This is a genomic window from Enterobacter sp. C6, assembly GCF_008122455.1.
In the GTDB taxonomy this organism is placed as follows: Bacteria; Pseudomonadota; Gammaproteobacteria; order Enterobacterales; family Enterobacteriaceae; genus Enterobacter; species Enterobacter pseudoroggenkampii.
In genome coordinates, this window is the sequence record NZ_QPFW01000195.1 from 1 (window position 1) to 26,681 (window position 26,681).

General features: G+C 56.4%; 18 protein-coding genes. 4 read left to right on the plus strand and 14 right to left on the minus strand.

What is annotated here, in order from left to right:
* Both DOU50_RS08015 and pdeH read right to left on the minus strand, forming a co-directional pair.
* The coding region (locus tag DOU50_RS08015; RefSeq protein ID WP_148769155.1) for an AsmA family protein at window positions 1-1,952 on the minus strand (1,952 nt) is incomplete at its 3' end.
* Window positions 1,953-2,017: 65 nt separating this feature from the next.
* On the minus strand, window positions 2,018-2,791 hold the full coding sequence (gene pdeH, locus DOU50_RS08020; RefSeq protein WP_024908833.1) for a cyclic-guanylate-specific phosphodiesterase: 774 nt from the start codon (window positions 2,789-2,791) through the stop codon (window positions 2,018-2,020).
* A gap of 229 nt (window positions 2,792-3,020) precedes the next feature.
* Here pdeH and DOU50_RS08025 point away from each other — a divergent pair, with 229 nt between their 5' ends.
* Window positions 3,021-3,950: a sugar kinase gene (locus DOU50_RS08025; RefSeq protein WP_148769156.1), complete on the plus strand. Its 930-nt coding sequence runs from the start codon at window positions 3,021-3,023 to the stop codon at window positions 3,948-3,950.
* 61 nt (window positions 3,951-4,011) lie between these two features.
* Here DOU50_RS08025 and DOU50_RS08030 read toward each other — a convergent pair whose 3' ends face one another.
* The 9 genes from DOU50_RS08030 to bcsR all read right to left on the minus strand — a co-directional run bounded on the left by DOU50_RS08030 (window position 4,012) and on the right by bcsR (window position 19,877).
* Window positions 4,012-5,505: a M16 family metallopeptidase gene (locus DOU50_RS08030; protein ID WP_024908831.1), complete on the minus strand. Its 1,494-nt coding sequence runs from the start codon at window positions 5,503-5,505 to the stop codon at window positions 4,012-4,014.
* Window positions 5,506-5,732: 227 nt separating this feature from the next.
* Window positions 5,733-7,019 carry a dicarboxylate/amino acid:cation symporter gene (locus tag DOU50_RS08035; RefSeq protein WP_032662127.1) on the minus strand — a complete coding sequence of 429 codons (1,287 nt, stop codon included), beginning with the start codon at window positions 7,017-7,019 and terminating at the stop codon, window positions 5,733-5,735.
* Between the two features lie 159 nt (window positions 7,020-7,178).
* The gene (hmsP, locus tag DOU50_RS08040) at window positions 7,179-9,185 is read right to left on the minus strand and encodes a biofilm formation regulator HmsP (protein WP_024908830.1); all 2,007 of its coding nucleotides are present in this window, start codon (window positions 9,183-9,185) and stop codon (window positions 7,179-7,181) included.
* 119 nt (window positions 9,186-9,304) lie between these two features.
* Complete coding sequence (bcsC, locus tag DOU50_RS08045) at window positions 9,305-12,787, minus strand: cellulose synthase complex outer membrane protein BcsC (RefSeq protein ID WP_090420500.1); 3,483 nt, start codon at window positions 12,785-12,787, stop codon at window positions 9,305-9,307.
* Window positions 12,769-13,875 carry a cellulose synthase complex periplasmic endoglucanase BcsZ gene (gene bcsZ, locus DOU50_RS08050; RefSeq protein WP_148769157.1) on the minus strand — a complete coding sequence of 369 codons (1,107 nt, stop codon included), beginning with the start codon at window positions 13,873-13,875 and terminating at the stop codon, window positions 12,769-12,771. Before bcsZ ends, bcsC begins: the two co-directional genes overlap by 19 nt.
* Before the next feature lie 6 nt (window positions 13,876-13,881).
* The gene (bcsB, locus tag DOU50_RS08055; protein WP_148769158.1) at window positions 13,882-16,302 is read right to left on the minus strand and encodes a cellulose biosynthesis cyclic di-GMP-binding regulatory protein BcsB; all 2,421 of its coding nucleotides are present in this window, start codon (window positions 16,300-16,302) and stop codon (window positions 13,882-13,884) included.
* 10 nt (window positions 16,303-16,312) lie between these two features.
* Window positions 16,313-18,928 (minus strand): UDP-forming cellulose synthase catalytic subunit, encoded by a 2,616-nt coding sequence (gene bcsA / locus DOU50_RS08060; protein WP_148769159.1) that lies wholly within the window; start codon window positions 18,926-18,928, stop codon window positions 16,313-16,315.
* On the minus strand, window positions 18,925-19,677 hold the full coding sequence (gene bcsQ, locus DOU50_RS08065) for a cellulose biosynthesis protein BcsQ (RefSeq protein ID WP_024908825.1): 753 nt from the start codon (window positions 19,675-19,677) through the stop codon (window positions 18,925-18,927). Before bcsQ ends, bcsA begins: the two co-directional genes overlap by 4 nt.
* Before the next feature lie 11 nt (window positions 19,678-19,688).
* Complete coding sequence (gene bcsR, locus DOU50_RS08070) at window positions 19,689-19,877, minus strand: cellulose biosynthesis protein BcsR (RefSeq protein WP_024908824.1); 189 nt, start codon at window positions 19,875-19,877, stop codon at window positions 19,689-19,691.
* Between the two features lie 175 nt (window positions 19,878-20,052).
* Here bcsR and bcsE point away from each other — a divergent pair, with 175 nt between their 5' ends.
* From bcsE to bcsG, 3 genes are read left to right on the plus strand one after another with little or no spacing between them, the layout of a single operon-like run.
* A complete protein-coding gene (gene bcsE, locus DOU50_RS08075) occupies window positions 20,053-21,615 on the plus strand; it encodes a cellulose biosynthesis c-di-GMP-binding protein BcsE (RefSeq protein ID WP_024908823.1) in 1,563 nt (520 codons plus the stop codon).
* Complete coding sequence (gene bcsF, locus DOU50_RS08080) at window positions 21,609-21,806, plus strand: cellulose biosynthesis protein BcsF (RefSeq protein ID WP_024908822.1); 198 nt, start codon at window positions 21,609-21,611, stop codon at window positions 21,804-21,806. The genes bcsE and bcsF overlap by 7 nt, the downstream gene beginning before the upstream one ends.
* The gene (gene bcsG, locus DOU50_RS08085) at window positions 21,799-23,478 is read left to right on the plus strand and encodes a cellulose biosynthesis protein BcsG (RefSeq protein WP_048992966.1); all 1,680 of its coding nucleotides are present in this window, start codon (window positions 21,799-21,801) and stop codon (window positions 23,476-23,478) included. The genes bcsF and bcsG overlap by 8 nt, the downstream gene beginning before the upstream one ends.
* A 48-nt stretch (window positions 23,479-23,526) precedes the next feature.
* On the opposite strand, the gene DOU50_RS08090 is transcribed toward bcsG, so the two are convergent.
* Genes DOU50_RS08090 through murB form a run of 3 tightly spaced genes read right to left on the minus strand, consistent with a single transcriptional unit; the run spans window position 23,527 to window position 26,523 of the window.
* Window positions 23,527-24,519 carry a glycosyl hydrolase family 8 gene (locus tag DOU50_RS08090; protein ID WP_148769161.1) on the minus strand — a complete coding sequence of 331 codons (993 nt, stop codon included), beginning with the start codon at window positions 24,517-24,519 and terminating at the stop codon, window positions 23,527-23,529.
* Window positions 24,520-24,535: 16 nt separating this feature from the next.
* The gene (gene birA, locus DOU50_RS08095) at window positions 24,536-25,498 is read right to left on the minus strand and encodes a bifunctional biotin--[acetyl-CoA-carboxylase] ligase/biotin operon repressor BirA (protein WP_148769160.1); all 963 of its coding nucleotides are present in this window, start codon (window positions 25,496-25,498) and stop codon (window positions 24,536-24,538) included.
* Entirely contained in the window at window positions 25,495-26,523 is a 1,029-nt protein-coding gene (gene murB / locus DOU50_RS08100; RefSeq protein ID WP_048992969.1) for a UDP-N-acetylmuramate dehydrogenase, read from the minus strand. Before murB ends, birA begins: the two co-directional genes overlap by 4 nt.
* Between the last annotated feature and the right edge of the window lie 158 nt (window positions 26,524-26,681).

The window sequence follows — 26,681 nt, forward strand, 5'->3', positions numbered from 1 at the left end:
ACCAGCGTCGCAAGCGCCGCAGCCACTGCGCCACGCGCAATCAGCGGTCCGGGCTTCACGCCCGCCTGCGGATTTTTGAAGGTCCCGCGCACGTAAAGCGGCGAGCGCAGGGTGATGATACGAATCCCCTTACTTTCCGGGTCAATAGTCAGATCAAGCTGCTCCGAGGCCATGCTCGCGGTACCGGTCACGTTAATCACCGCGTTTTCCGTGTCAAAGGCAAAAATCTGCGGACGCGCCACGCCGTTAACCAGATCCAGATTGGCCGCCGCGCAGTTCACCCGCACCTCGTCATCACCAAAGATTTGCCCGATGACGTAGTTACCGACGTTCAGCCCCAGGATCTCCATCAGGTTGCGGCTCACCAGCCCGTCGTTCATCAGCAGCTTCAGGTTACCATTGCCGCTGCCCAGCAGCGCCGCAACCGAGTTCCCCACGCCGCGAATATCGGCATCACCGTTCATTTCACCGAGGGTTTTCTGCATCAACTCGACGTTCGGCATCAGCTCTTTCAGCTTCAATCGACGCGCCTGAATCTCCGCCCGTCCCTGCATCGGCTTCTTATCGCCTTCCAGGTGAATGTTCGAGGAGATCGTCCCGCCCGCCATGCCAAACTTCAGCGGCTGCAGACGCAGGTCGGCGCTTTTAAGGAGGATATGGGTCGTAAGATTGCTTATCGGCAGCGTACTGCCATGTTCAATTTTTCCGCCTTTGAAGCGCACATCCGCATCCATCACGTTCCATTTATCCGTCTCAAAACGTTCATAAGGCAGCACTTTGCCGGCAGGCTGAGGATCTTTCTTCACCTCTTTTGACTTCGTACCTTTACCGGAGTCGATACCTATCAACGGGCCTAAGTCGGCCAGACGCAGCTGTCGGGACTCAACGTCCCCTTCCAGCTTCGGCCTCGGTTTTCCAGTGGTGTAGGTCAGCGAGCCGTGGATATCGCTGTCGCCGATGCGGCCGTTAAAATCACGGTAGTCATAAACGGACGCTTTTTCGGTATCGATTTTGGCGACCAGATGCCCGTCCGTTTCGAACGGTGGGGTATCCGGCAGCAGTACGCCGGTCAGTTCATACAGCTCGCCCAGCGAATCACCGGCAAATTTAAGCTGAAGATCAACGCCGCCCATGTTCATCGGGTCGTTGACCGTGCCCACGAACGCCACGCGGGTGTTACCGGAACGGAAGTCCGCCTGCACCGGGAACGGCGTGCCTTCGCTCCGTAGCGCCAGCATGCCGCCTATTTTCCCTTTACCGCTGAGCGGCTGGTCGTTATAGCGTCCTTTTGCCGTCAGGCCGAAGACATAGTCGCCCACGCTTGCCGCATCACCTTTCGCTTTCGTCCCCGTGACCTCGCTGAACGGCAGCGGCTTGCCCAGCGGATCGACCAGGATCTCCACATCCGCCTTGCTGACCTTATCGTCGATGGCGATCCGCCCGCGATCGAAGAGAATATTGTCGAGACGGAATGACCAGGAAGAAGGCTGGGCATTCGGATCTTTTTCGCTGTCGCTGGCCAGGCTAAACGTCCAGTTGTTGTTTTTTTCGGAGAGGCGGATCAGGCGCGCATCGGGCTGCTGAAGTTTGATCCACGGCAGATAGACCGTTTTGGTGAAGAGTGCCAGCGGAGCCAGCGTGGCTTCAACCCGCGGCAGGTGGATCATAGTGACGTCCGGGATATCCGGCGGGTTGCCGAGAATGATGTCGTCAGCATGGATATGTGGCCAGGGGATCCAGCTTCGCCAGCCGGGCTCCTCTTTCTGGCGTTCCCATACCACCCCCAAATCACCCCGTATGGCGAAGGGGCGGTTCAGCTCGGTTGAGACTTTCTGGTTGATGGTCGGCTTGAGACGGTTCCAGTCAAACGTCGCAATAATGATGGCGACAACCACGATCAACAACAAGAAAATCCCTGCTGTCCAGGAGATTACCCTGGTTGTTCTTGTCATTTTTATCCCCTTTCCTGATGACCTGTCCTGTAAAACTATAGTCCAGACAAAGGGAAGCGGGTTTATCAGAGGGTCGTTATGACGTTATCGAGGCGATCCATGGGTACCGGGCGAGAGAGATAGTAGCCTTGCGCCGCCGCTGCGGGAGAGTTTTGCACATCGCGCCACTCTTCCAGTGTTTCCACACCTTCAACAATCACGCCCTGGCAATAGCGGTTCATCAGCTGTAATAACAGCGTAAACAGATTCCGCCCTTCCGGGGTCTGACGCAGCATAATGAACAGATCGCGGGCCACTTTAATGTAGTCGTAGCGCACTTCACTCAGGGCGGAGAAGTTCGCCATGCCGGTGCCAAAGTCATCCAGCCACAGCGGGCCGTATTCGCATATCGAAGCAAACGAGGAGTCCTGCGGCAAACGGACATGCTCCACCAGCTCAAAGCGCATCCACGGCAGGGTGGCGATCAGCTCCTGCAATTTCGCGTTCTGGCGCAGCGCCAGCAGGGTTGGGCCATCGACGTTCACCGAGGCGAGGATATCGTGCTGTTCGAAAAAGGCGTGCTTCGTTGCCAGCATGCGAAGCTGCTCTTCCAGCACGTCCAGACGCTGGCGAACGGCAACTTCGGCAAAATAGCGATCCGGCGCGATGCGCTGAGTAGGGTTTGAGGGGTGCGTAACGACGGTCAAAATTTCGATGGCCATCAGTCGACCATCTGTTCGGTAGATCGGCTGATAGGTGTACGCACGCTCACATTGCAGCCAGTAGCGATGCTCCTGCAAGTTCTCAATACTTGCCTCAGGCGTAGTGCTCAGCCGCTGGATAACCTGCTCTGACTTCATTTCAGATGTCCTGTTGTTGGGATAGCCTTTCTGGACTCGTCACAGGATTATCGGCGCGACAATTGAGAACTTTATGTTCAATTCACCCGGAAAATGAAATTAAGATGACAGAAATGCGCGGGAACACGCGCTGGCTCAAAAAAAATAATGGAACGTTGTTTTAATATAGTTGACCGGTTAATTCACTCAGCGCACACTGCTGATAATTCTTCTGTTCAGGTTCACGACTATGTCCAAAAAAATTGCCGTGATTGGCGAATGCATGATTGAGCTGTCACAAAAAGGCGCGGAAGTCAGCCGCGGATTTGGTGGCGATACGTTAAACACGTCCGTTTATATTGCCCGTCAGGTCGCGCCTGAGGCGCTCACCGTGAACTACGTTACCGCCCTGGGTACGGACAGCTTCAGCCAGCAAATGCTGGAGGCCTGGCAGAGTGAACATGTTGAAACGTCGCTGATTCAGCGTATGGAAAACCGCCTCCCGGGGCTTTATTACATCGAAACCGACAGTACAGGCGAACGCACGTTTTATTACTGGCGTAACGAAGCCGCAGCCAAATTCTGGCTGGAGAGCGACGCGGCCGCGGCCATCTGCGAAGAGCTGGCGACATTTGACTATCTCTATCTGAGCGGCATTAGCCTGGCGATTTTAAGCCCCGCCAGCCGAGACAAGCTGCTCTCGCTGCTGCGCGAATGCCGTGCCAACGGCGGTAAGGTTATTTTCGATAACAACTACCGCCCGCGCCTGTGGGCCAGCCGCGAAGAGACGCAGCAGGTTTATCAGCAGATGCTGCAGTGCACCGACATTGCCTTCCTGACGCTCGACGATGAAGACGCCCTGTGGGGTGAAAAGCCGGTAGATGACGTAATTGCGCGCACGCAGGCGGCAGGCGTGAGCGAAGTGGTGATTAAGCGCGGTGCGGATTCGTGCCTGGTCGCGGTGGCGGGTGAAGCGCTGGTTGACGTTCCGGCAGTGAAGCTTGCCAAAGAGAAAGTGATTGATACCACGGCGGCAGGTGATTCATTCAGCGCGGGCTATCTGGCGGTACGCCTGACGGGTGGAACGCCGGAAGCGGCGGCACAGCGCGGGCACCTGACGGCCAGCACGGTGATTCAGTATCGCGGGGCGATTATTCCGCGCGAGGCGATGCCTGTTTAAGTAGGGTGCGGGCTGATGCCCTCACCCTAACCCTCTCCCACAGGGAGAGGGAATGTTTGCATTACTGCCCTTGCGGGATATCCGTCGCGTCCGGATGTAAATCATCCGCCGTGGCGGCCTGCGCTGGCTGCGGCGCGGTAGCCATAATGGCATCCCAGGTCGTCTGAAGTTCCTTCATGTCATATTCCGGCTCGCCCTTCGGTTGCAGAAGGATCAACGCCATCTCCTGCGACAGCTGCTGACGGAGGTCCTGATTGAGCATATCGACGGTCAGACCGTTCAGGAAGTCCTGACGAAGCTTCTGATACTGTTCCGGCGCAATGTCCACCACCTGATTCTGCAGGGAACGAATACGCTGGCTGATCAGAATGTCGGTATCGGCACGAGCGTAGGTCGCAAACAGCTTCTGCAGCTCGAGTTTTTTCTGCGCCACGAGAGCATTGAATTCCTCTTCGGAAAGCCCCTCTTTACGCACTTTTGCCAGCTCTTTCGCGACCACACCCAGATTGGCATTTAGCTTATCGCCCGGTGATTCAACGTTGATGGCACATTGTGCACGCTGGAACAGCACGCGGCAGTCAAAGCCAAGACCGATATTCTTCACGTTGTTCTTACTCAGCGTCTGCTGGACGTGCCAGAACAGCGCTTCACGTGCCAGATCGGCACGCCAGTAGCGTAACATCGCCGCAGATTCACGGATGGGCTGCCAGGCGTTATCCCACATGACGGAGAGGCGATCCTGACGCACGGTGTCCGTCATAATGCTGACAGGCTCTGCACGCAGCGGAGAGAGCGTCGGGACAGGGGCTGGCGTTTCACGCTTGCCTTTCAGATCGCCAAACGCTTTGTTGATCTGCTCCACCACCGCGCGGCTGTCCACGTTACCCACCACGATCAGCGTCATCGCGTCCGGGGTGTACCACTTCTGATAGAACGATTTCACCTGTTCGGCGTCCACCGGCTGTTTCAGCGGTTCGGCCGGATCATGTCCCAGTAACGTTGAGCCCTTCAGGCGGTAACGCCACCAGCCCTCTTTGGTATCCCCAGGCCAGGTTGCCACCATGTCGCTGTTACTCAACGCATAGTTGACGGTGTCCGGCGTGATCGCCAGATTGCCAGAGGCATCGGAGAGATACGTCAGCGCTTCTTTAAGCAGGTCGTTACGGTTGTTTGGCAGGCTCAGGTTAAACATGGTGTAGTCATACGAGACAACAGCCGGGGGAAGTGGGCGTTTCGGATCGATGGCCTGCTGCCAGAGTGAACGCACCTGAACCGCTTGCAGGCTGCCGCTCTGCGTGAGCGCCAGCCGGGGAATAAAGTGACTGAATCCGGTTTGCTGAGTGCTTTCCGTGAGGGAGCCGGTATTTACGGACAGACGGATTTCAATACGATCGCTGGGACGTTGCGGCGTGGCTAAGACCTGCCATTGAAAACCGTTCGCTAATGTCCCTTGTTGCCAGGCCGGGTCTGGCTGGAGCGCATCTGCCTGCACATAACTGGCTGCTGCCATCATCAGCAAACCGCCGGTTAAGAGTCGAATTTTTGTGCCCTGCATGTGAACCCCTGATCAACATTCCTGGTTAAAAAAGAGTGCCTCGCGACGCGCTTCACTCTTAAAGATGACGATGAAAACACGTCGATTAGACCGCGCGTTCGGCAAAACGTCACGGTCCGAAGTGAAATATACCCAAAAAAAATCTTGTCGAATTATGACAGGTATGAACAGTTATTATGCGCAGGAGCCCGCATCCCCACAAGGGAATACGGGCATTTGTGACAAGTTTAAGAGGATAAGCCAGGATTTTTGCTGTCAGTTGAACGATTATTCAGAGTATCGTCGAGCTTTTTGTGATCCAGCTCTTTCACCCATTTCGCCACCACCACCGTTGCCACGCCGTTACCCACCAGGTTGGTTAACGCACGCGCCTCAGACATGAAGCGGTCAATACCCAGAATCAACGCCAGACCCGCCACCGGCAGGTGACCCACAGCAGAAATGGTGGCTGCCAGCACGATAAAGCCGCTGCCCGTTACGCCTGCCGCACCTTTAGAGGAGAGCAGGAGCACCACCAGCAGGGTAATCTGATGGAAAATATCCATATGGCTGTTGGTCGCCTGAGCGATAAATACGGCCGCCATCGTCAGGTATATCGAGGTACCGTCCAGGTTGAAGGAGTAGCCCGTCGGGATCACCAGCCCGACCACCGATTTACGGCACCCGAGTTTCTCCATCTTGTCGAGCATACGCGGCAGCGCCGATTCTGAAGAGGAGGTCCCCAGAACAATCAGCAGTTCTTCACGGATGTAACGGATAAATTTGAAGATGTTGAAACCTGTCGCGCGGGCGATGGAGCCCAGCACCACCACCACGAAAAGGATACAGGTAATATAGAAGCAGATAATCAGCTGACCCAGCTGCACCAGCGTGCCGACGCCATATTTACCGATGGTGAAGGCCATCGCACCGAAGGCACCGATTGGCGCCAGGCGCATGATCATATTGATGATGCCGAAAATGACCTGCGAGAAGCTTTCGATCACATTAAAGATAAGCTGGCCTTTGCTGCCCAGACGGTGCAGGGCAAAACCAAACATCACGGCGAACAGCAGAACCTGGAGGATGTTTCCGCTGGCGAACGCGCCAATGACGCTGCCAGGGATGACGTCCAGCAGGAAGGCGACCACGCCCTGATCCTTCGCCTGCTCGGCATACACCGCGACCGCTTTAGCATCCAGCGTTGAGGGGTCTACGTTCATCCCCGCGCCTGGCTGCACCACGTTGACGATGATCAGACCGATAATCAGCGCAAGGGTACTGACCACTTCGAAATAAAGAAGCGCCACTGCACCGGTACGACCGACCGCCTTCATGCTTTCCATGCCAGCGATGCCCGTGACTACCGTACAGAAGATCACCGGCGCGATGACCATTTTGATGAGCTTAACGAACGCGTCGCCAAGCGGTTTCATTTGCGCGCCCAGCTCAGGGTAATAGTGACCCAGCAGAATACCGATGGCGATGGCTGTCAGGACCTGGAAATAAAGACTTTTGAAGAGTGAGGTTTTCATAAGGTGTCCTTGGGAAGAAAAACCACAGGTTTTGTAAGGTTATGGTTAACCTGCGGCTTTAAAATAACACCCACATAACAGGACAGAAATAAACTCAGTTCAAATTTGAAACACAAATGTTAAGAACTTTGAGCTGGCTCGCACAAGCCAGCAACAAAGTTACACTTTTGCGGGGTCGTCAGCACCAGAAAGGTATCGTTGTTCAAAGACATCCGAAGGAACAGCAGGGGCAAAAAGGAAGCCTTGCCCGCTCTCCACACCCGCCTCTGCCAGCCAGGCGCGTTGCGCGTCGGTTTCAATCCCCTCGGCAATAAGGTGCAGGTTGAGACTGCGCGCCATCTGGATAATCGCCTGCACCATGCTGCTGTCGTCCGGCAGACCGTCGACAAACGCTTTGTCAATTTTGAGCACATCTACCGGAAGGGTTTTCATGTGCTGAAGCTGGCGCAGCCCGGCGTACCCCATGCCAAAATCGTCCAGCGCAATGCGAATACCGGCATTACGCAGCGGCTTCAGGATCGCGACCGCCTCATTGGGGTCGTCAATACGTCTGCTCTCCGTCACTTCCAGGGTCAACGTATCTGGCTTGATGCGGTAACGATGGATCAGCTCCAGCATCTCTGAAACCATGGTCGGGTGCATAAGCTGCAGGGCAGACAGGTTAACCGACAGCGGCAGCGTCACGCCGCGCTCCTGCCAGGCCGCAAGCTGACGGCAGGACTCCTCCAGCACCCAGTAGCCGACGGTAACCATCAGGCCGCAGGACTCAATGCGCTCAATCAGCCCTTCCGGCAGCTCCCATGAACCATCCGGCTGCTGCAGACGCAGCAGAGCCTCGGCGCTTTTCACTTCTCCCGTCAGCAAATTCACCTGCGGCTGCAGCCAGAGGGCAAACTGGCGGTTATCCAGGGCGGTCAGGATGTCGCTCTCTTCCGTCAGGCGCTGCTGCGCCTTTTCCATCTGCTCCGGGTCGAAGAACTGGATCTGATTTTTCCCTTTGCGCCGAGCAGTAAACGCCGCCGAGAAGGCGCGACGATAAAGCTGTTCCGCCGTTAAATCACCGTAGTACATGGCGATACCGATGCTGGCGCTCGGGCGAAGCTGGATACCCTGAATCGGCAACCGCTCATTAATGACAGTGAGTACTTGCTGACCTAATGTGATCGCATGCCAGGGCTCTTTTACGCCATTGGCAATCACCACCAGGTCGTAACCGCTGACCTGAGTCAGCACCATGCGCGGGGCAAGGACAGATTTGATCTTTTCCACCAGGGTGAGCAGCAGCATTTCGCGCTGGCTCTCCTTGAGCACGCCAGCCGTGTCCTGCAGAGTTTCGCAGGCGATAACCATCAGCGCCGTGGTTTGCTGGCGCTCAACGGTTTGCTCCAGCATTGCCATCAGGAAGGCTTTATTGGGAAGCTCCGACACCGGGAAGCGCGTGGCGCTGCTGTTTAACTCATCCTGCTGACGCTGGATCCGCTGCTGGTTGAGGTTGTAGCTGCGCACCAGCATGCCTATCTCATCGTCATGATGCAGACGCGGTAGCTCAAGCTGATGCCCCATCTGATCCTGCGGCGCAAGCGTATTCAGCTCGCGGGCGATACGGCGCAGCGGATGAACAATCAGCCGGTTAATACACCAGGTGAGCGCCACGCTGAGAATAAGCGTCATAAGTAAGCAAGTGGTCACTAACGTAACCACCCAACTCATGACGAATTTATACATGCGGTAAGAGTCCGCCTGTAATACCAGGTAGGCCAGCGGCTGCGGATTGGCAGGGCGTTCGAGTGAATAAACGGGCAGCGAAATTTGCACCGGCAGTTCAAACAGGCGCATCACCATCATCGGGACGGGACGCTCCGGGATAAAGCTCATCCGCAGCGCCTGAAACTGGTTAGGCAAGACGACGTCGGCGCGGCTAACGACGCCGGCAGGCTGAATGCGTTTTAAAATGGTTTCCGCTTCGGGAATATCCCCTTTCAGAATCGAGGCGGAGAGCGGGCCGCGCACCGAGCGGGCAATACTTTCTAACTGCGAGGCCGTGTTATAGCGATTCTGCTGTACGGAATGAAACAGCAGAATTACGCAGAAAAGCAGGACAAACAGCATGGTGACGGCAGAAACCATCGCCATCTGTTTGATTGTTAAGGAACGGCTGACACGCAAAATGACTCTCCACAAAACTCGAAGCGCAGGGCGCGCCAGGGTGTAAACCTGGCGCGCCTGAGTATACCCGATTGCCGCGCTATTAAGAGAGACTTACAAATGGATTAAGGAAAATCCGATTACCAGTCCGCGTAAGGGATAAGCGGCTGCGGCGGTAAGTCCATATCGCCCTGCCAGCCTGCAGCAGAGTAGCGCACATAGATCAGCGCGTGGCTTGGGGTATAGTCTTTCGCTTCCTGAATATCCACGCCCATGCCCACAAACCAGTTGGACGTTACGCGGCGTTCGATAATGGCCCGTGCGGTATAACCCGTACCGGAAGAACTGCTGCCGGTTTCCATCGCGCCCCGGTCGGTATAGCGGTCTGGCTCATCGGTCGGGATCAGATTCTGAATCGGGTAGCGCAGCTCGTCTTTGGTTTTGGAGTGTGACCAGGACACCGAGCCACCCAGCTCCCAGGACCAGTTCTCCGTGCGTTTACGCCAGGTCACCGGCAGCGCGAAGGAGACATACTCCTGCGGACTGTAGTAGCCGCCCTGACCCAGGGTATAACCACTCAGGTCTTTGTCGTAGTGCCAGAGCATATTGGAGACGCCGACCGTCAGACGCTCATTGTTTTTATTAATGAGCTTGTAGTAGTAACCCGTCATCCAGCGGACGCGCCAGTTATCCTCCACATTTTTACCCGTCAGCGTTTCCGCGTTCAGGCTTGACCAGACGCCGTTCGCTTCCCCTTTGTCATAGCTCATACTTACGCCGCCACCGGTGGCGCGTACGCCGCCCCAGGTGGTGCCGGTATTGGTATCTTTTTGCCCGCCGAAGGCCAGCAGAGAGCTGGAGATTGGGCGGCGATGGGCGTTAACGGTATAGCCGATGGGCCCCAGATCGCTGCTGTAGCTGATGCCGCCCACCACGTCGACGACGTCAAAGCCCATTGGCGTTGTGCCAATATCCATCGCCCAGGTCTTATTCTGCCAGCCGACGGCGACGCTCGCGCCATTGTCGGACTGATGGGTGTTGCCGCTACACGGCGTTTCGTAGCAGGTTCCCCATTTAGGGTCGTAAGTCCCGTTCTTGCTATCAAATGAACCGGCGTCCATGTTGACCAGATCGCTTCTGAAGAACATGCGCCCATCTGAGAGCGGGGCATCCACCTGTAGCATAGTGGTATGCGCTTTCAGGTCGGAATAACCGCCCGTGCCGCTGGAGCCCCAGTAGTCGTGCTGCAGCGTGACGTTAACATCCTGCTGACGGTACAAGTCACCGGCATCACTGCGCACGCCGCGCTTCAGCCAGTCATCCTTTTCATCGTTACGCGTCAGACGGGTGAAACTGTCGTTGTCAGCCGGACGCGTCGTCGTGATACCCGTCGATACCATCGCATCTTTATAGGTTTCCAGCGCCTGCTGAGGCTGGCCGTTCTGCGCCTGGAAACGTGCGGCATCACGCAGCACCAGCGCGTTTTCCATGGAGCCGGGCTGCGATTTAGCCTGCGGAATGATTTTGTTGAAGGTCTGTTCTGCGGCAGCGGAATCGCCCAGGCCTGCCTGCGCCATCGCGATGCGGCGCTGCATATTGAGCGACAGCGGCCGGCCGTTTTGCGCGGCGGGCAGTTTCGCCAGCTCTGCGCGCGCGGCATCTTTGTTACCCTGCGCGCTGTAAATCTCGGTCAGGCCGAGGATCGCGTCTTCGTTCTGCGGTTCACGCTGCAGGACGGCATTGTACGTCGTTTTCGCCGAGTCCAGATCGCCACGCTGCTGTGCCCAGTCCGCCAGCGTGAGGTCGATACGGGTGGAGGTCGGCTGCTGGCGAAGAAGATTCTCTGCGTCCTGCTCTTTGCCGCTGTCGCGCAGACGGTTGGCGGTCTCCAGCACCTGGTTGCTTTGCAGGCGGTCGGCAAGTTCCTGAATATTGCCGTTCCACTGGCTGCGCGGCAGTGTATCCAGATGCGCCAGCGCGGCGCGGTCCTGATCGTTTCCGGAAAGATAGAGCCCGTTGGCGTACACCTGATCCGGATCGGACGGTTTCTGGCTGGCAAGCTGACGCATCAGGGTATCCGCCTGGCTGCGCTGACCCGCGCTGTAGAGATCGCGCGAGAGACGATAAGTTATCCACACGTCGCCGGGAGAGAGCGCCAGACGACGACGCTGAATGTCTGCTGCCTGCGCGTATTTCCCCTGGTTCTCAAGCTGTTCGGCCTGGGCGGAGAGCTGTTCGTTGGTCAGGCTACGTTCAATATCGTCTATGCTTCGGCGCTGGCTGGCGGAGAGAGACTGGATAAACTGCGAGGCCTTCTCCGGCGACTGCGCGCGGTAAATATTGGCCAGGCCGCGAACCGCATTGCTGTTGCCGCTGTCCATACGCAGCGCCTGGCGATAATAACGTTCCGCCGCGTCGTTATCTTTACGCGCCGCGGCGGCGTCGCCCAGCCCCAGCACGGCATAGCTGTCGGTATTGTCGATACCGCGTGCCTGCTGATAGTAACGCTCCGCCTGCGCCGGGTTATTCGCCTTCAGCGCCGCATCGCCTTGCTGGATCAGCAACCAGTAGCGGTTAACCTTCAGAAGACTGTCCCATTTACCCCGGTTATCGCTCTGGGGATCGAGGGCAATCGCCTTTTCAAACTGTGCCACCGCGCGGGCGCGGTCGCCCTTCTGAGAATAGGCCTGGCCGAGGGCACCCACCGCCTCACTGTCGGCATGGTTGGCGCTGACGGCTTTTTGCAGCTCCGCCACCGCCTTACTCCCCTGCCCGGCATCCACCGCCGCCAGCCCTTCCGCTTTCGCGCGGAACGCCGGATCGGCGAGCTGTTTTTGCTGCGCTTCAAGCTGGGCACGCGCCGCCGCGACGCTATCCCCGTCGCTGAATACGCTCAGGTATTTTTGCAGCGCGCTGACGCTGGCGCTGCTGGCAGGCTGACCTTTGATTTGGTCATACCACATATCAGACGCCTGGTTACGGCCATTGGTGGATTTGGCCATCTCCTGCAATACCGCAAAGCCTTCATCACGGCGTCCGCTCTGGAACAAAAGCTGGGACAGCGTTGCCTGAAGCTGCGTATTTCCGGGGCTGCTGCTGTTTATTTTCTTGAGCTGGTTAATGGCTGCATTTCGGCGAGCAGGGTCTTTCGCCACAACGTTCCAGTATTCCGTGGCCACGTCGCCGCCCGGCGGGTTGCCGTCAAACAGCTTGTCATAGGCGGCAATCGCCTCCTGCGTGTGTCCCGTGGTGGCGAGCAGTCGCGCCTGCTGGAGCTGCTGCCGGCCATCCGGGGTAGAAAGCAGCATCGTGTTGCGTGATGACTGGTACGCACTCGAGCCCGGCGCGATCCCTTTCAGACGATCCAGCTCTTTTTGCGCACCGGCGTTATCGCCCTGGCGCAGCAGGTAGCGAAAGCGTGCGGCAATGACGTCAGGGTTGTTCGGGTCAATCAGCTCCAGACGATAAAGCGACTGACGAACCAAATCCTCACGCTGTGTCGATTCGCCCAGCCGAACCTGTTCCAGCAGCTGTTTCTGCTGCGGAGAGTTGGCGGCTTCAGCCAGCGGCATCAGTGCCAGGCCAAGCGATAAAGTGAGTAGATTTACTGTGAACTTGCGCATTCCTGGCCCCAATCCGGTATTAATTCACCTTTTGCGGTGAAGCGAAAACGATGCTGATCCCATCCTTGCCCAAAGAGAGTCAGCACGTAGCTGTAATAGGCATTGTTATCGGGAAAATGGTCCGCAACGCGCTGGCGCTGAACCGCCTGGGCATCACGCTGTTGTAAAAACGGCAGCATGGCGGCAGAGAACCCGACCGGACCATTCCCGGTGCGTTTCCCCGTCGCCACATCCACTTTCTCCGGCGGCACACCCCGTTTCATGGTCTTTGCCGCCATCGGCTGGAAGCGCGTCAGCAGCCGGGCTTTCTGAGGATCGTTGTCACTCATCATGCCCACCCAGAGATACACGCGGATGGCGTCGTAGCCGCCCACCAGCGCCTTATCCTGCTGTAACCGCCAGCCTTTGTGTTTCTGATACTGCACCCAGTCCGGCGAAAAGCCTTTCGGCGCACTCTCCTGCAGCAGACGCAGATTGGTTTCACGAAGCTGGGTCCACGGGGAACCAAAGCGCGTGAAATAACTCGCTAACTGCGGAGGAAGATAACTGGGGTTAAAGCGCCAGACCTGTTCATCGGCAAAACCGACTTTACCGGGAAGCAGCATTGCGCCGAGCCCCGGCACTTTCACCACTTCCTCGCTGACAATGCGTTTCAGCAACGCTTTACCCGTGCGGGTATAGTCCGGATGTTTCCACAGCCGACCCGCTTCGAGCAGTGACCAGGCGATCCAGACATCGGCGTCAGAGGCGGAGTTGGTATCAATCACCGCCCACGTTTCTTTATCCTTCTGACCCCATAGCCAGGCAGGCAGATGGTCGTTGAGATCGCCGCTGGCAAGATTATCGTGCGTCCACGTCAGCAGCTGGTCAAACGCGTTGCGATCGTTCGCTGCCAGGGCAAAGAACAGGGCGTAGCTTTGCCCTTCCGAGGTCGTTATTTTGCGCGTGTCACTGGGATCAATGACACGCCCGCCCTCGCTGATGTAGTCCTTTTTAAACTGCTCCCAGGCAGGCCAGGTACAGGCGGCGCGAAGAGGAAGCGCCGCCAGCATCACCGCTGCTAATGCACACCAGCGAAAGGCTTTCATTACATCTTACTCATCCGGGTTCAGACGACGACGGCTGATGATACGCAGCAGACGCCACAGCACCCATGCCAGCAAGACCACGCTGACCGCAGCCAGGATGGCGAGCAGCACCGGATGGTTAGCCAGCGCATACCACAGGCGTTCAAACCACGGCAGATGGCCCACGTAGTACACATCGCCCACGCGCAGGCTATTGACGCCGGACTCACGGATCACCGACACGGAACCAAACATCGCGGCACGTTTACCGCTGTCGTTCATGGCCGTATTGAGGAGTTCATACCCGCGCGGGCTGTCCGCAAGGAGGGCCACCACGCTGCGCTGTTCGTTGTATGGGGACTGGAAGCCCACCACTGCGGCCATCGCCCCCTGAGACGTTACCGTCGTCTGCGCGCTGGCCTGACGGTCGTTCACATCCGGCATAATGCTCGGGAACTCGGTCTGGCGCAGCGGCGTGTTAACCCAGGACTGGGCCGCTTTCACCAGCAGATCGATACGCTTGTCATCCTTTAGCTTATCCGGAATGGTACCGATCACCATGATGTCAGCGTCTTTGTTCTGAATCTGGCTGCCATCGTCCGTCAACGTGACGTTAATCGCCGGTAAGCCAGTTTGTCCCCCGACGGTCGCCATGGTGTCCAGCAGAGTCGTGACCTGCCCTTCGTTTGGCGCTTTTGGCATCACCACAATGGACTCAGAGAGATCGGCCATGCGGCTGAACGGGAAGCCCGCGTTAGCAAACGCGCGCAGGTCCGGCATCGCCAGGAAGTGATAGTACTTCGAGAAGTCGATGGTCGATTCATCGCCAATCACCACGTGGTTCTGAACCGGCTGGAAGGTGATGCAGTTTTCCGCCGAGCCGCCAGGCATCGGGTTCATGTACTGGAAGTCAAAGCGCAGCTGGTTTATCGCACCCAGCTTCAGTGCCGGAATGGAAACATCCGTTTTACCGTCCAGCAGCCCTTGCAGCACCGGCAGGCGAAGCATCAGGCGGTTCGTATCCTGCGTGCTTTGCAGGCTGAAGGATTGCAGGAACTGATTATTCAGGCTGATATCCATGCGCGAGCTGTCTTTGGTGGCTGGCGCGGTATAGCGGTAGTTCAGATTGATATCAATGCCGTTGGTACGCAGCAGGTACAGATCCGGCGGCAGATTCAGCGACAGGCTAATCGGCGCTGGCTCAAGCCCCGTCGCCTGCAGCTGTTCTTCATAGGTTTTCAGCTCGCCAAAGGTTACCGCACGGTCGGTACGCACCCAGTTTGGCGCATCATACGGTTTACGCGCCAGCAGCGGTTTGACGTCATCAACCACCACGCTGTTGCCGCGGAACAGGACGTTGCCCTGGGCAATCGCTTTTGCTGCCTGCACCAGATCTTTATCATCACGACCAAAGACCACCAGCAGCTTCACGTACGGGTTTTCCGGATGGCTTATCATCTCAACGGTCGGCGCTTTGACGTCCGGATGATCGCGCAGGAAGGCCGGGCGTTTCGCGTTGGTCGCAAACACAATGGCATTTCTGTCCGGCAGCTTGTCATACATTGCCGGGAAGCTCTGGCCGCGCCAGCCCGCGCGTGAACCAAACCAGGACGCCACGATGGTGGCCGCCAGCTGCTCGGTCACGTCCGGGGAAGAGGCAAACACCATCGGCAACGTGAGCGGACGGTTATCACGCGGATCAAAGAACGGAACCGGGAAGGCCGAAAGATCGTTTTTCAACGCCAGCGACTGGTAGGTCAGCTGCAGCGAGGAGTTACGTCCGACGTCCATCCACAGCGTGTTGCTGGCCGGGTTTTCGCAGACATCGCGGTAGTGACCGACAAATTCCAGACGGATACGGTTAAAGTCGGTGATGAACAGCGGGTTAATCGGCACCTGAGCCTGGGTTTTCTTGCCCAGCTGCTCTTTCGTGACCGGCAGGACGTCCATCAGCTCATCATTCAGATAGACCTTCAGCTGAGACTGGGTCGGCAGCAGCGACGGTGACGGGGTGTACTCAAGGTTCAGCACCGCATTAGAGACGACCTCATCACTGCGCATGCCAAATTCAATGCCGCCGTTAGGGTTGATACCGCGCAGCACCATGCTGCCCGGAGGCGGCGCAATTTGCGCGAAGGTCAGCTTCACGTCCCGTGACGGCGCATTGTCCGCGACGACGGGCGCATTCGCCCCCCGGACGCCCGGCATCACCTGCCCGATGACCTGACCGTCTGCCGGCAGGGTATTCCCCTCCGTTGGCTGGTTCGGCATGATGTTTTCTGTTTGACCTGGTGCCGCGGTGACAACCGGATCGGTTGCTTGCGCGACGACAGGTACCGTTGGCGCAGGCGTTGCCGCTGCATTACCAGGAGCGGCGTTAGCCATTGTTGCGGGGAGGACATTCATCCCCATTGCCACTGCACATAACCAGGAAAGTTTTGTTTTCATCGCGTTATCATCATTGTTGAGCCATAACCGGGTCCGCCTGCTTCGCCTCATCCCGCTCAGGACGACGAGGAATGAACGACACGACCCAGGAAACCAGCGAAGTAAGTGACCGGAAAATTAATTTCACCGACGACGGGGCAAATTCTGCAAGGTGACGATAGCCACGGAACCCCAGCTTCAGAATATCCAGCAGGCTTTCCAGAGGTTTATCTTCCGGGAAGCTGTCCTGCCAGAGAGCCCACGTATCCGCGCGGGCAAACGTACACTGCACAAAATCGATATGCTGCTTTTTGGTCAACGGCATCAGCTGCAGACCGACTTCATTGCCCGCCACGCGAACAACCTGCGTCGGGAAGATATACTCCTGCTGACCGCGCTTAAGCAGCAGGTTAACTTTCTGCCCTTCCAGCACCTTCGCCTGGCCGTTGATTTTGATCCCCAGACCGCCGTCAGAGAAGTCGTGCACGGTACAGGAGAAGAGATGGCCATCTTCACGGGCGATCGCCGCAGGCATGCAGATTTCAACGCGATGCGCACGACGAACCTGTTTGCTTTCCACCGACACCGCCACCGCGCCGCCGAGGATAATCAGGTTGTAGAAGACCCAGGCCATACTCACGAAGACGGTCAGGATTTCGTTTTCCGGGCCGTAGAAATAACGCCAGATACCGGCGATGACGCCAACGATATTCAGCAGTACCAGGAAGATATACGGACGGGAGATCACCCAGTCGACGTACTCTTCTTCCACCAGGCCGCCCTTCGCGGTGACGTTGAATTTCCCTTTATGCGGGTTAATCAGCGCCACCATCGTCGGCGGTGCGATGTACCAGGCCAGCACCGTTTCGTAGATTTCACTCCAGAAGGAGTGGCGGTATTTACCCTGTATCTTCGAGTTCGTCAGGCTCGCGTGGATCATGTGCGGCAGAACAAACAGCGCAATCATCAGCGCCGGGGCGTAGATGATATAAGCGTGAAGGAGCAGGAACGCCAGCGGCGCGGTCAGGAAGATCAGCCGCGGAATACCGGATAAGAAGTGGAACATGGCGTTAACGTAGCAAAGACGCTGCGCCAGCTTGAGTCCTTTCCCTATCAGTGGGTTATCGAGACGGAAAATCTGCACCATCCCGCGCGCCCAGCGAATACGCTGACCAATGTGCGCCGACAGTGACTCCGTTGCCAGACCGGCAGCCTGCGGAATACGCATATAGGCTGAGGTGTAGCCACGACGGTGCAGGCGCAGCGAGGTGTGCGCATCTTCGGTGACCGTTTCGACGGCGATGCCACCAATTTCATCCAGCGGTTTACGGCGGATAACCGCACAGGAGCCGCAGAAGAAGGTGGCATCCCACATGTCGTTTCCGTCCTGCACCAGGCCATAGAACAGCGTGCCTTCGTTCGGGGTTTTACGGAAACGGCCAAGGTTACGTTCAAACGGGTCCGGCGAGAAGAAGTGGTGCGGCGTCTGCATCATCGCCAGCTCTTTCTCCTTCAGGAACCAGCCCATGGTCATCTGCAGGAACGAGCGCGTCGGCACGTGGTCGCAGTCAAAGATCGAGACAAACTCCCCGGTGGCATACTTCAACGCGTTGTTGATGTTCCCGGCTTTAGCATGTTCGTGCGTCGGACGGGCGATGTACTCGACGCCGACCTCCTCTGCGAACTGGCGGAATGCCGGACGGTTGCCGTCATCCAGGATCCAGACCTTGAGCTTATCTTTTGGCCAGTCGATGCCCAGCGCGGCATAGATGGTGTTCTTCACCACGCTCAGGTCTTCGTTGTAGGTCGGCACGAAGAGATCGACGGTTGGCCACTGGGTGGTGTCCTTTGGCAGCGGAACCGGCTGGCGGTTGAGCGGCCAAATCACCTGGAAATAGCCCAGCACCAGCACAATCCAGGCATAGGTTTCAGCAAACAGCAGCACCAGGCCGCACACCAGACTCACCGGGTCGTCCCAGTTCAGCGTCGAGGTATAACGCCACCAGATGTAGCGACAGGAGACGGTCAACGACAACACAATCAGCATCAGCGCCGAGAAGCGGCCCGGAATACGGCGGACCAGCAGCGCCACGCCCCACAGCAGGATCAGGAAGGTGAACTGCGCCAGAGGGTTGAAAGGTTGCGTAATACAGACCAGCGCCAGAATGAGCGAGAACACAACGATCACACCGAGGATAAAACGCCGCAAGCCCGGGTGGAGATGCCCGAGCTCTTTATGGTTATCCAGATGGCTGGTCTTATCGCTGACGCTGTTGGGCAGTTTATCCAGCCACTGGTGGTAGCGTTCACGTAGCTGCTGCACGCGGGAGAAACTGCGCCAGTGCGGCGTTTTTGTCTCCGCGCGGGATGAGGTCGCCACCAGCCAGATGGCCTGAATGAGATAACGCGCCGGATCCAAAGGACGTGGCCGGTCGGGATTAATGTGCGGATAAAGCTCACTGTGCCGGGCACGTATGCGCTGCCAGCGCGGGTGTTCGAGTGGAATAAATATCCAGGCCAGAATCATCCAGAAACAGCCGAGCGCGGCGCTGAATGCCGACGCGCCGTGACGGCGAAAATGCCGGTAATGTTCGCTCAAACGCGAACTGACCGGTGGGATGAGTAACCAGCTGGCGAGACGACTCATACATCACTCCCTGCATGTTCCGCCCTGTTGGCGAAGTTCAGCAGACACCAGTTAGCCAGCGTCAGGATCTCTTCTGCCGCCAGTGAATCGCTGCGGTATTCGCCGAGCGGTTGCTTCGACGCAAGGCATTCCGCCATGCCCTCATCACGATGGATGACAATGGGAAGCAGGCGGCGCTGGCTCTGCAGCCAGACCTGATACAGATCGTCCTGGATCTGGCTGCCAATGCGCAAATCGTTAATCAGGATATGGCCATTTTGAGGTAGCCCCTGCTGATGCAGGCGGATATGGCAGTTCGCATCGACGTTGACGATCGAGAGCACATGATCGCACTGGGCAATAAGCTGTCGGGTCAGCGTGCCGGCGCCGTGCGGCAGATCCAGCAGGATCCACTTGTAGTGCCCCTTTTCTTTCAGGGTCTGCAGCGCCAGCGTGAACTGCGAAAACAGACGCTGATACGCGGCTTCATTCTCGCGCTCCGTGGTGGTCAGTTGACCAAACGGCAGCAGATCGAGCTGGGAGGTATAGCGCATTCCTGCATCCTGCCAGTCTTTATCGTCGAGCAGCGCCCGGGCCCAGCCCTCTTCGCGAGTAAAATCGACGTTAAACGACATACGCAGCAAATTATCGGCGCAGGCGTCAATAACCAGCACCGATTCACCTAAAAGCTGTAATGACCACGCCAGCGCCGCGGTAACAGATGTGGTACCCACACCGCCACGGACACCCTGTAATCCGAGTATGGCCATCAATGGCTCCCTTAATGTTGATGGGCGAATTCAGCTAATAACGGCCAGCGTTTAATAGCCGCGGCCAACTGTTCCCGCTGGGAAATATCGGTGTAATCTATTTCAGGTAAAGAAAAGGCCTGCGTCAGCGCCAGAAAATCGTTTTGGAATGTGTAACCCAGGGTCGAATCGACTGGGGTTCCGGGTTCGTTATTATCCATTCTTTTTCCATCCCTTTGAGGAAAATCGCACGCTAAAGAAGTTGCGGGGCTTCCTGCCCTGACAAATTTCATTTACATGCTAAATCTGATGTTCTTTAATTTCAATGTTAGGTTTATTTCTACGCTTTCGCTAGTAAACTGAGATACAGATAAATTAGACGAAAAGAGGGACACCGTGGACTCCATATTTTCTATTGGCATCCAGTCATTATGGGACGAATTGAGCCACATGCCAGTCGGAGGAGTCTGGTGGATTAATACGGACCGAAATGAAGATGCTATCAGTCTGGTAAACCAGACAATTGCTGCCCAGGATAAGGATTCCCGCGTGGCCGTCATTAGCATGGGCGAAGATCCGAAGAAAATTATCACGCTGGAAAACGATTGCGGGCCTCAGACGGTGCGATTATTTTCCATGACATCGGATGCCGATAGTCTATACTTTTTGTCCCGCGACGTTCAGTGCACTATTGATCCGGATCACTATTTAGTGATCCTTAAATGCGCAAATAACGTCCTGCAAAATATCCCTTCTGAAAAACTGCTGCCGTGGCTGGAAAAAATCAATAAATGGGCAAAATTTCAAAATTGCACGCTATTGATAGTCAATCCCGGCAGTAATAATGACAAGCTATTCTCACTTTTAATGGGTGAATATCGCTCCCTGTTCGGTCTGGCAAGCGTTCGTGACCAGGCGGGAAGCTATCTCTACGATATTGCATTCTGGTGTAATGAAAAAGGCGTGAGCGCCAGGCAACAACTTACGCTGAAACATATCGAGGGTAAGTGGCACCTGGCGCAGCAGGAAGAAACCGTGGTGCAACCGCGCAGTGATGAAAAACGCATTCTGAGCCATATCGCGGTTTTAGAGGGAGCACCTGCCCTGTCGGAAAACTGGTCACTGTTTGAATCTAACGAAGCCCTCTTCCATGAAGCGCGCACAACCCAGGCGGCAACGATTATTTTCTCGCTGATGCAGAATAACCAGATTGAGACGCTGGCGAGGCAAATCCACACTTTGCGCCGCCAGCGCGGCAGTGCGTTAAAAATCATCGTACGCGAAAACAATACCAGCCTGCGCGCCACCGATGAGCGCCTGCTTCTGGGTTGCGGCGCCAATATGGTTATTCCCTGGAATGCGCCATTATCACGCTGCCTGACGCTTATCGAAAGCGTTCAGGGCCAGCAGTTTAGCCGCCATGTTCCGGAAGACATTTCCACGCTGCTCTCCATGACGCAGCCGATGAAGCTGCGCGGATACCAAAAATGGGATACCTTCTGCGACGCCGTCGGCAACATGATGAGCAATACGCTTCTTCCAGCTGACGGAAAAGGGGTTATGGTTGCCCTGCGCCCTGTTCCGGGTATCCGCGTTGAACAGGCGCTTACCTTATGCCGCCCGAACCGTACAGGGGACATCATGACCATTGGCGACAATCGCCTGGTGCTGTTTTTGTCCTTCTGCCGGGTAAACGATCTCGATACGGCGCTTAACCACATCTTCCCTCTGCCTACCGGGGATATTTTCTCGAACCGTATGATTTGGTTCGAAGATAATACGATCAGCGCGGAGCTGGTGCAGATGCGTGCGCTTCAGCCTGAACAATGGGTTAAACCGCTCGCTATCAAGAGCGATGCCAAACCGATCCTCAATGCCAGACATGATGGACACGTCTGGCGTCGGGTGCCGGAACCCCTTCGCTTATTAACAGACAACGCGGAGAACGCATCATCATGAATATCAGCGATATTATTCAACTGGTTATATTCTGTGCGCTGATCTTTTTCCCGCTTGGCTACTATGCGCGTCATTCCATACGCCGTATCCGTGATACGGCCAGAGTGCTGTTTATAAAACCTCGCTATGTAAAACCAGCCGGAACACTGACACGGGCATCACACGTCAAGGCAGACCGAAAACATGACTAATTCTACCTATACCGCTTCGTCACCCTCGCCGCTCTGGCAATACTGGCGCGGCCTTTCCGGCTGGAACTTCTACTTTCTGGTGAAGTTTGGTCTGCTTTGGGCAGGCTATCTGAATTTCCATCCTCTACTCAACCTCGTGTTTATGGCCTTCCTGCTGATGCCGCTGCCAAATATCAGGCTGCATCGCTTACGTCACTGGGTTGCCATCCCCGTCGGCTTTGCGCTGTTCTGGCATGATACCTGGCTACCGGGGCCGGACAGCATTATGAGCCAGGGGTCCCAGGTGGCGGGCTTTAGCGCCAGCTATGTCCTCGATCTGACCGAGCGGTTTATTAACTGGCAGATGATAGGCGCGGTATTTGTGCTGCTGGTTGCCTGGCTGTTCCTGTCACAGTGGATCCGCGTCACGGTGTTTGTCGTCGCGATTATGATCTGGCTTAACGTGCTGACCCTGGCTGGGCCAAACTTTTCGCTGTGGCCTGCCGGTCAACCGACCACCACGGTGACCACCACCGGGGGAAGCGCGGCGGCCACCGTCACCACGGCAGGCGATACGCCAGTGGTGGGTGATATCCCAACCCAGACAGCACCGCCGACCTCAACCAACCTGAACGCCTGGCTCTCCAGTTTCTATACCGCGGAAGACAAGCGACAGACGAAATTCCCGGATGCGCTGCCGGCGGATGCTCAGCCGTTTGAACTGCTGGTGATCAACATCTGCTCTCTCTCCTGGGCAGACGTGGATGCAGCCGGTTTGATGTCTCATCCGCTGTGGTCTCATTTCGACATTCAGTTTAAAGATTTCAACTCTGCCACCTCGTACAGCGGCCCGGCGGCCATCCGCCTCCTGCGTGCAAGCTGCGGTCAGACATCGCATAAGAATCTGTATCAACCCGCCGGCAACCAGTGTTATCTGTTCGATAACCTCGCCAAGCTGGGCTTTACGCAGCATCTGATGCTGGGACATAACGGCCAGTTCGGTAACTTCCTGAAAGAGGTGCGCGAAGAGGGTGGCATGCAGTCACCGCTGATGGACCAAACCGGTCTTCCTGTCTCTCTGCTGGGCTTCGACGGCTCGCCCGTCTATGACGATACCGCCGTCCTGCAACGCTGGCTGCAGACCATCGAAAAAGACAGTAATCCACGCAGCGCGACGTTCTTTAATACCCTGCCGCTCCATGACGGTAACCATTTCCCGGGCGTGAGCAAAACGGCAGATTATAAAGTGCGTGCGCAGAAGTTCTTCGACGAGCTGGACGCGTTCTTCACGGAGCTGGAAAAATCAGGCCGTAAAGTGATGGTGGTTGTGGTGCCTGAGCACGGTGGTGCGCTGAAAGGTGACAGAATGCAGGTGTCAGGTCTGCGTGATATCCCAAGCCCGTCCATCACCAACGTACCTGCAGGCATTAAATTCTTTGGTATGAAGGCACCGCATCAGGGCGCACCAATAGAGATTACGCAGCCAACCAGCTATCTGGCAATCTCAGAACTGGTTGCCCGCGCCGTTGACGGGAAACTCTTTGTGGAAGATAGCGTGAACTGGGACCAGCTCACCAGCAAACTGCCGCAAACGGCAGAAGTCTCGGAGAACGCCAACGCGGTGGTGATTCAGTATCAGAACAAACCGTACGTTCGCCTGAACGGCGGGGATTGGGTACCGTATCCACAGTAGCTGATTTACCCCTCTCCCCATTGGGGAGAGGGGATAGTCGGTGCGTTATTATTGCTCTGAAATCCACACCAGCATTTTCAGACTTGCCGAATAGTAGTCGTCCTTAGACGTGATTTCGGGTTCTACGGAAGACTGTCCCATCGTTAAATCCCTAACCGCCAGCAGACCACCTTCCATCATGTAGGGCGCATATTCGTTAGTCGTCACGTCAACCCAGGCGGGCGTTTGTTCCCGGGGGAACTGACCGAACCAGGCCTTCCACGGCGTCAGGAGCGGGCTTTGTTTATCAGACCAGGCAACGTACAGAGGAATACGAATCGCGTCATAGCTCATTCGCGGCGGCCAGCCTTTAGCGGGAGCCAGCTTGCCACCTGATGTCAGTGAAACCCAGTCAGTAGGCAGGTTCGCTTTACCCGAGCCCATTTTCCCCAGCAGGCGTTCCCCGTCCTTAATCAAATCGCGCCAGACCGGCAAATGACTGCGTCCGGCGAAGGCCTGCCAGGCCGGAAACACAAAATAGGAAGGATTAAGAACCACTTCACCGTCAAGCTTAAATCCCTGGACGCCGGGCAGCATCACGCGGTAACCCGCATAGCGGATGACGCTATGGGCGACCAGCGCTTTTGTAATAGCATCCGATGCGGCGCTGTAGCGTTTGTCATGCCAGCGGGCATCGGCTTTAAGCAGCGCCCAGGCAATCAGCACATCGCCATCGGCAGCGTTGTTTTTGTCGGCGATCGGGTTGGACTCTGCGGGGTTAAAGCGCCAGTAAAACAGACCGTTCTCTTTGTTCTTCAACTCACGGTTTGTCCATTGCCAGAGCTTATCGAACGTGGCTTTATCGTCGTTGGCCACTGCCATCAGCATGGCAAAGCCCTGACCTTCCGTATGCGACACGCCGCCATTGCCGGTATCGACAATGCGGCCTTCCGGTTTGAAAAAGCGCGCCTTGTAACTCTCCCAGGCCTGACCTGCCTGAGAGAGGGGTGAGAACAGCAGACTCATCATGACGGCCAGCGTCGCGCAGACGGGTTTTCGCATCATTCACTCCATCCGGTTATTCGGCACTTCGCAGGGAAATCTCACCGCCCATCCAGGGTTTGATCACGCCATCCTGCTCCAGAAGCAGCGCACCCTGAGCGTCAATACCGCGGGAAGTCCCGTAGATCTCTTTATCACCGATCAGCAATTTCACCGGGCGGTTGATGAAGTTATCCAGCTTTTCCCAACGAGACAGGAACGGTGCCAGCCCTTCCTGCTCAAAAAGCGTGAGCGAGCTGCGCAGCTCTTTAATCATACGTACGGCAAGGGTGTTACGATCGATGACGATCCCCGCCTCCTGGAGGTTAGTCCAGGCCTGGTTCACCACATCATTTTGGACATTGCGCATCACCATATTGAGGCCTGCGCCAATGACGATTTGCGCCGCATCGCCCGTTTTTCCCGTCAGTTCGACCAGAATCCCGGCAAGTTTACGATCGTTGAGGTAGAGGTCATTTGGCCATTTTACGCGCACTTTATCCGCCCCCAGATCGTGCAGCACTTCCGCCATGACGATGCCGATAACCAGACTCAGGCCAATGGCAGCGGCCGGGCCCTGATCGAGTCGCCAGTACATGGACAGATAGAGGTTAGCGCCAAATGGCGAAAACCATTTGCGGCCACGACGGCCACGACCGGCCTGTTGATATTCAGCAAAGCAGGCATCACCGGATTTCAGCTCAGGCAGACGATCAAGCAGATACTGGTTCGTCGAATCAATCACCGGCAGCACCGCCACATTGCCGTGTCCAATCTGGCTGCGGATCGCGTCTTCATTCAGCAACTGAATCGGCTCCGGCAGGCTGTAGCCTTTTCCGGGAACCGTAAATACATCAACACCCCAGTCACGGAGCGTCTGGATATGCTTGTTAATGGCGGCGCGGCTCATGCCCAGCTGTTCACCCAGCTGCTCGCCGGAATGGAATTCACCGTCCGCCAGGATACCAATCAGGGTTAACGGGACCGTATTGTCCTTCATGCGATAGTCTCCACAGCGTTGACTTCACCTGTGCGACCAATGAAGCGGACTTCTGGCTCCAGCCAGACGTTAAATTTTTCGCCGACACGCTGGCGAACGTAGTGAGCCAGCTGTACCACATCGTCGCTGGTCGCATCGCGCTGGTTAATCAACACCAGGGCCTGCTGTTGGTGAACGGCGGCACCGCCTACTGAAGTGCCTTTTAGCTGGCATTGATCGATGAGCCACCCCGCGGCCAGCTTCACGCTGCCATCCGTCTGAGGGTAATGTGGCGCTGCGGGCCATCCTTCAAGAAAGACTTTTGCATTTTCGCTGCTGATAACCGGGTTTTTGAAGAAGCTTCCTGCATTTCCGTTTACTTTTGGATCGGGAAGCTTGGTCATCCGCATATGGCAAACCGAGTCAAAGACGTCGCGAGCGGTAACGGTCGCCGGATCGAGACGCGTTAAATCCCCGTAGGTCAATACGGGCTGCCAGTTCTTCGACAGACGCAAACCCACGGCGACAATCACGTAGCGATCCTGATATTCATGTTTGAAGATACTGTCACGATAGCCAAAACGGCACTGTTCTGCGGTTAAACGCGTCGCCGTTCCGGTCGCCAGCTCGATGCAGTCGACATATTCACAGACGTGTTTCAGTTCGATGCCGTAGGCGCCGATGTTTTGAATAGGTGACGATCCGGCGCAGCCTGGAATAAGCGCAAGGTTTTCCAGACCCGGCATCCCTTTTTCGAGGGTAAATTGCACCAGATGATGCCAGTTTTCTCCGGCACCCACGTGCACGTGCCAGCTATCGGCACGCTCTACCACATCAATTCCCATGATGCGGTTAACGATCACCGTTCCCGCAAAATCATCGAGAAACAGGACATTACTTCCTTCGCCCAGAATCAGTACGGGTTCGTTATTTTCTGTCGCGTTTTGCCATGCATCCAGCAGCTGCTGTGCTGTATCGGCACGTACAATTTGATTGGCATTGCGTTGAATGCCAAAGGTATTCCATGGCTTAAGGGAGTGGTTCATAGACGCTATCCTGATGCAAAAACGCAGGTAGTTTACCGTATAAGCAGGGTGATGGGGGATCAGTTTGTGCAGCGTATAAACGCAAAAAGGCCATCCTTTCGGATGGCCTCTTCACTTGTTTGATGCCTGGCAGTTCCCTACTCTCACATGGGGAGACC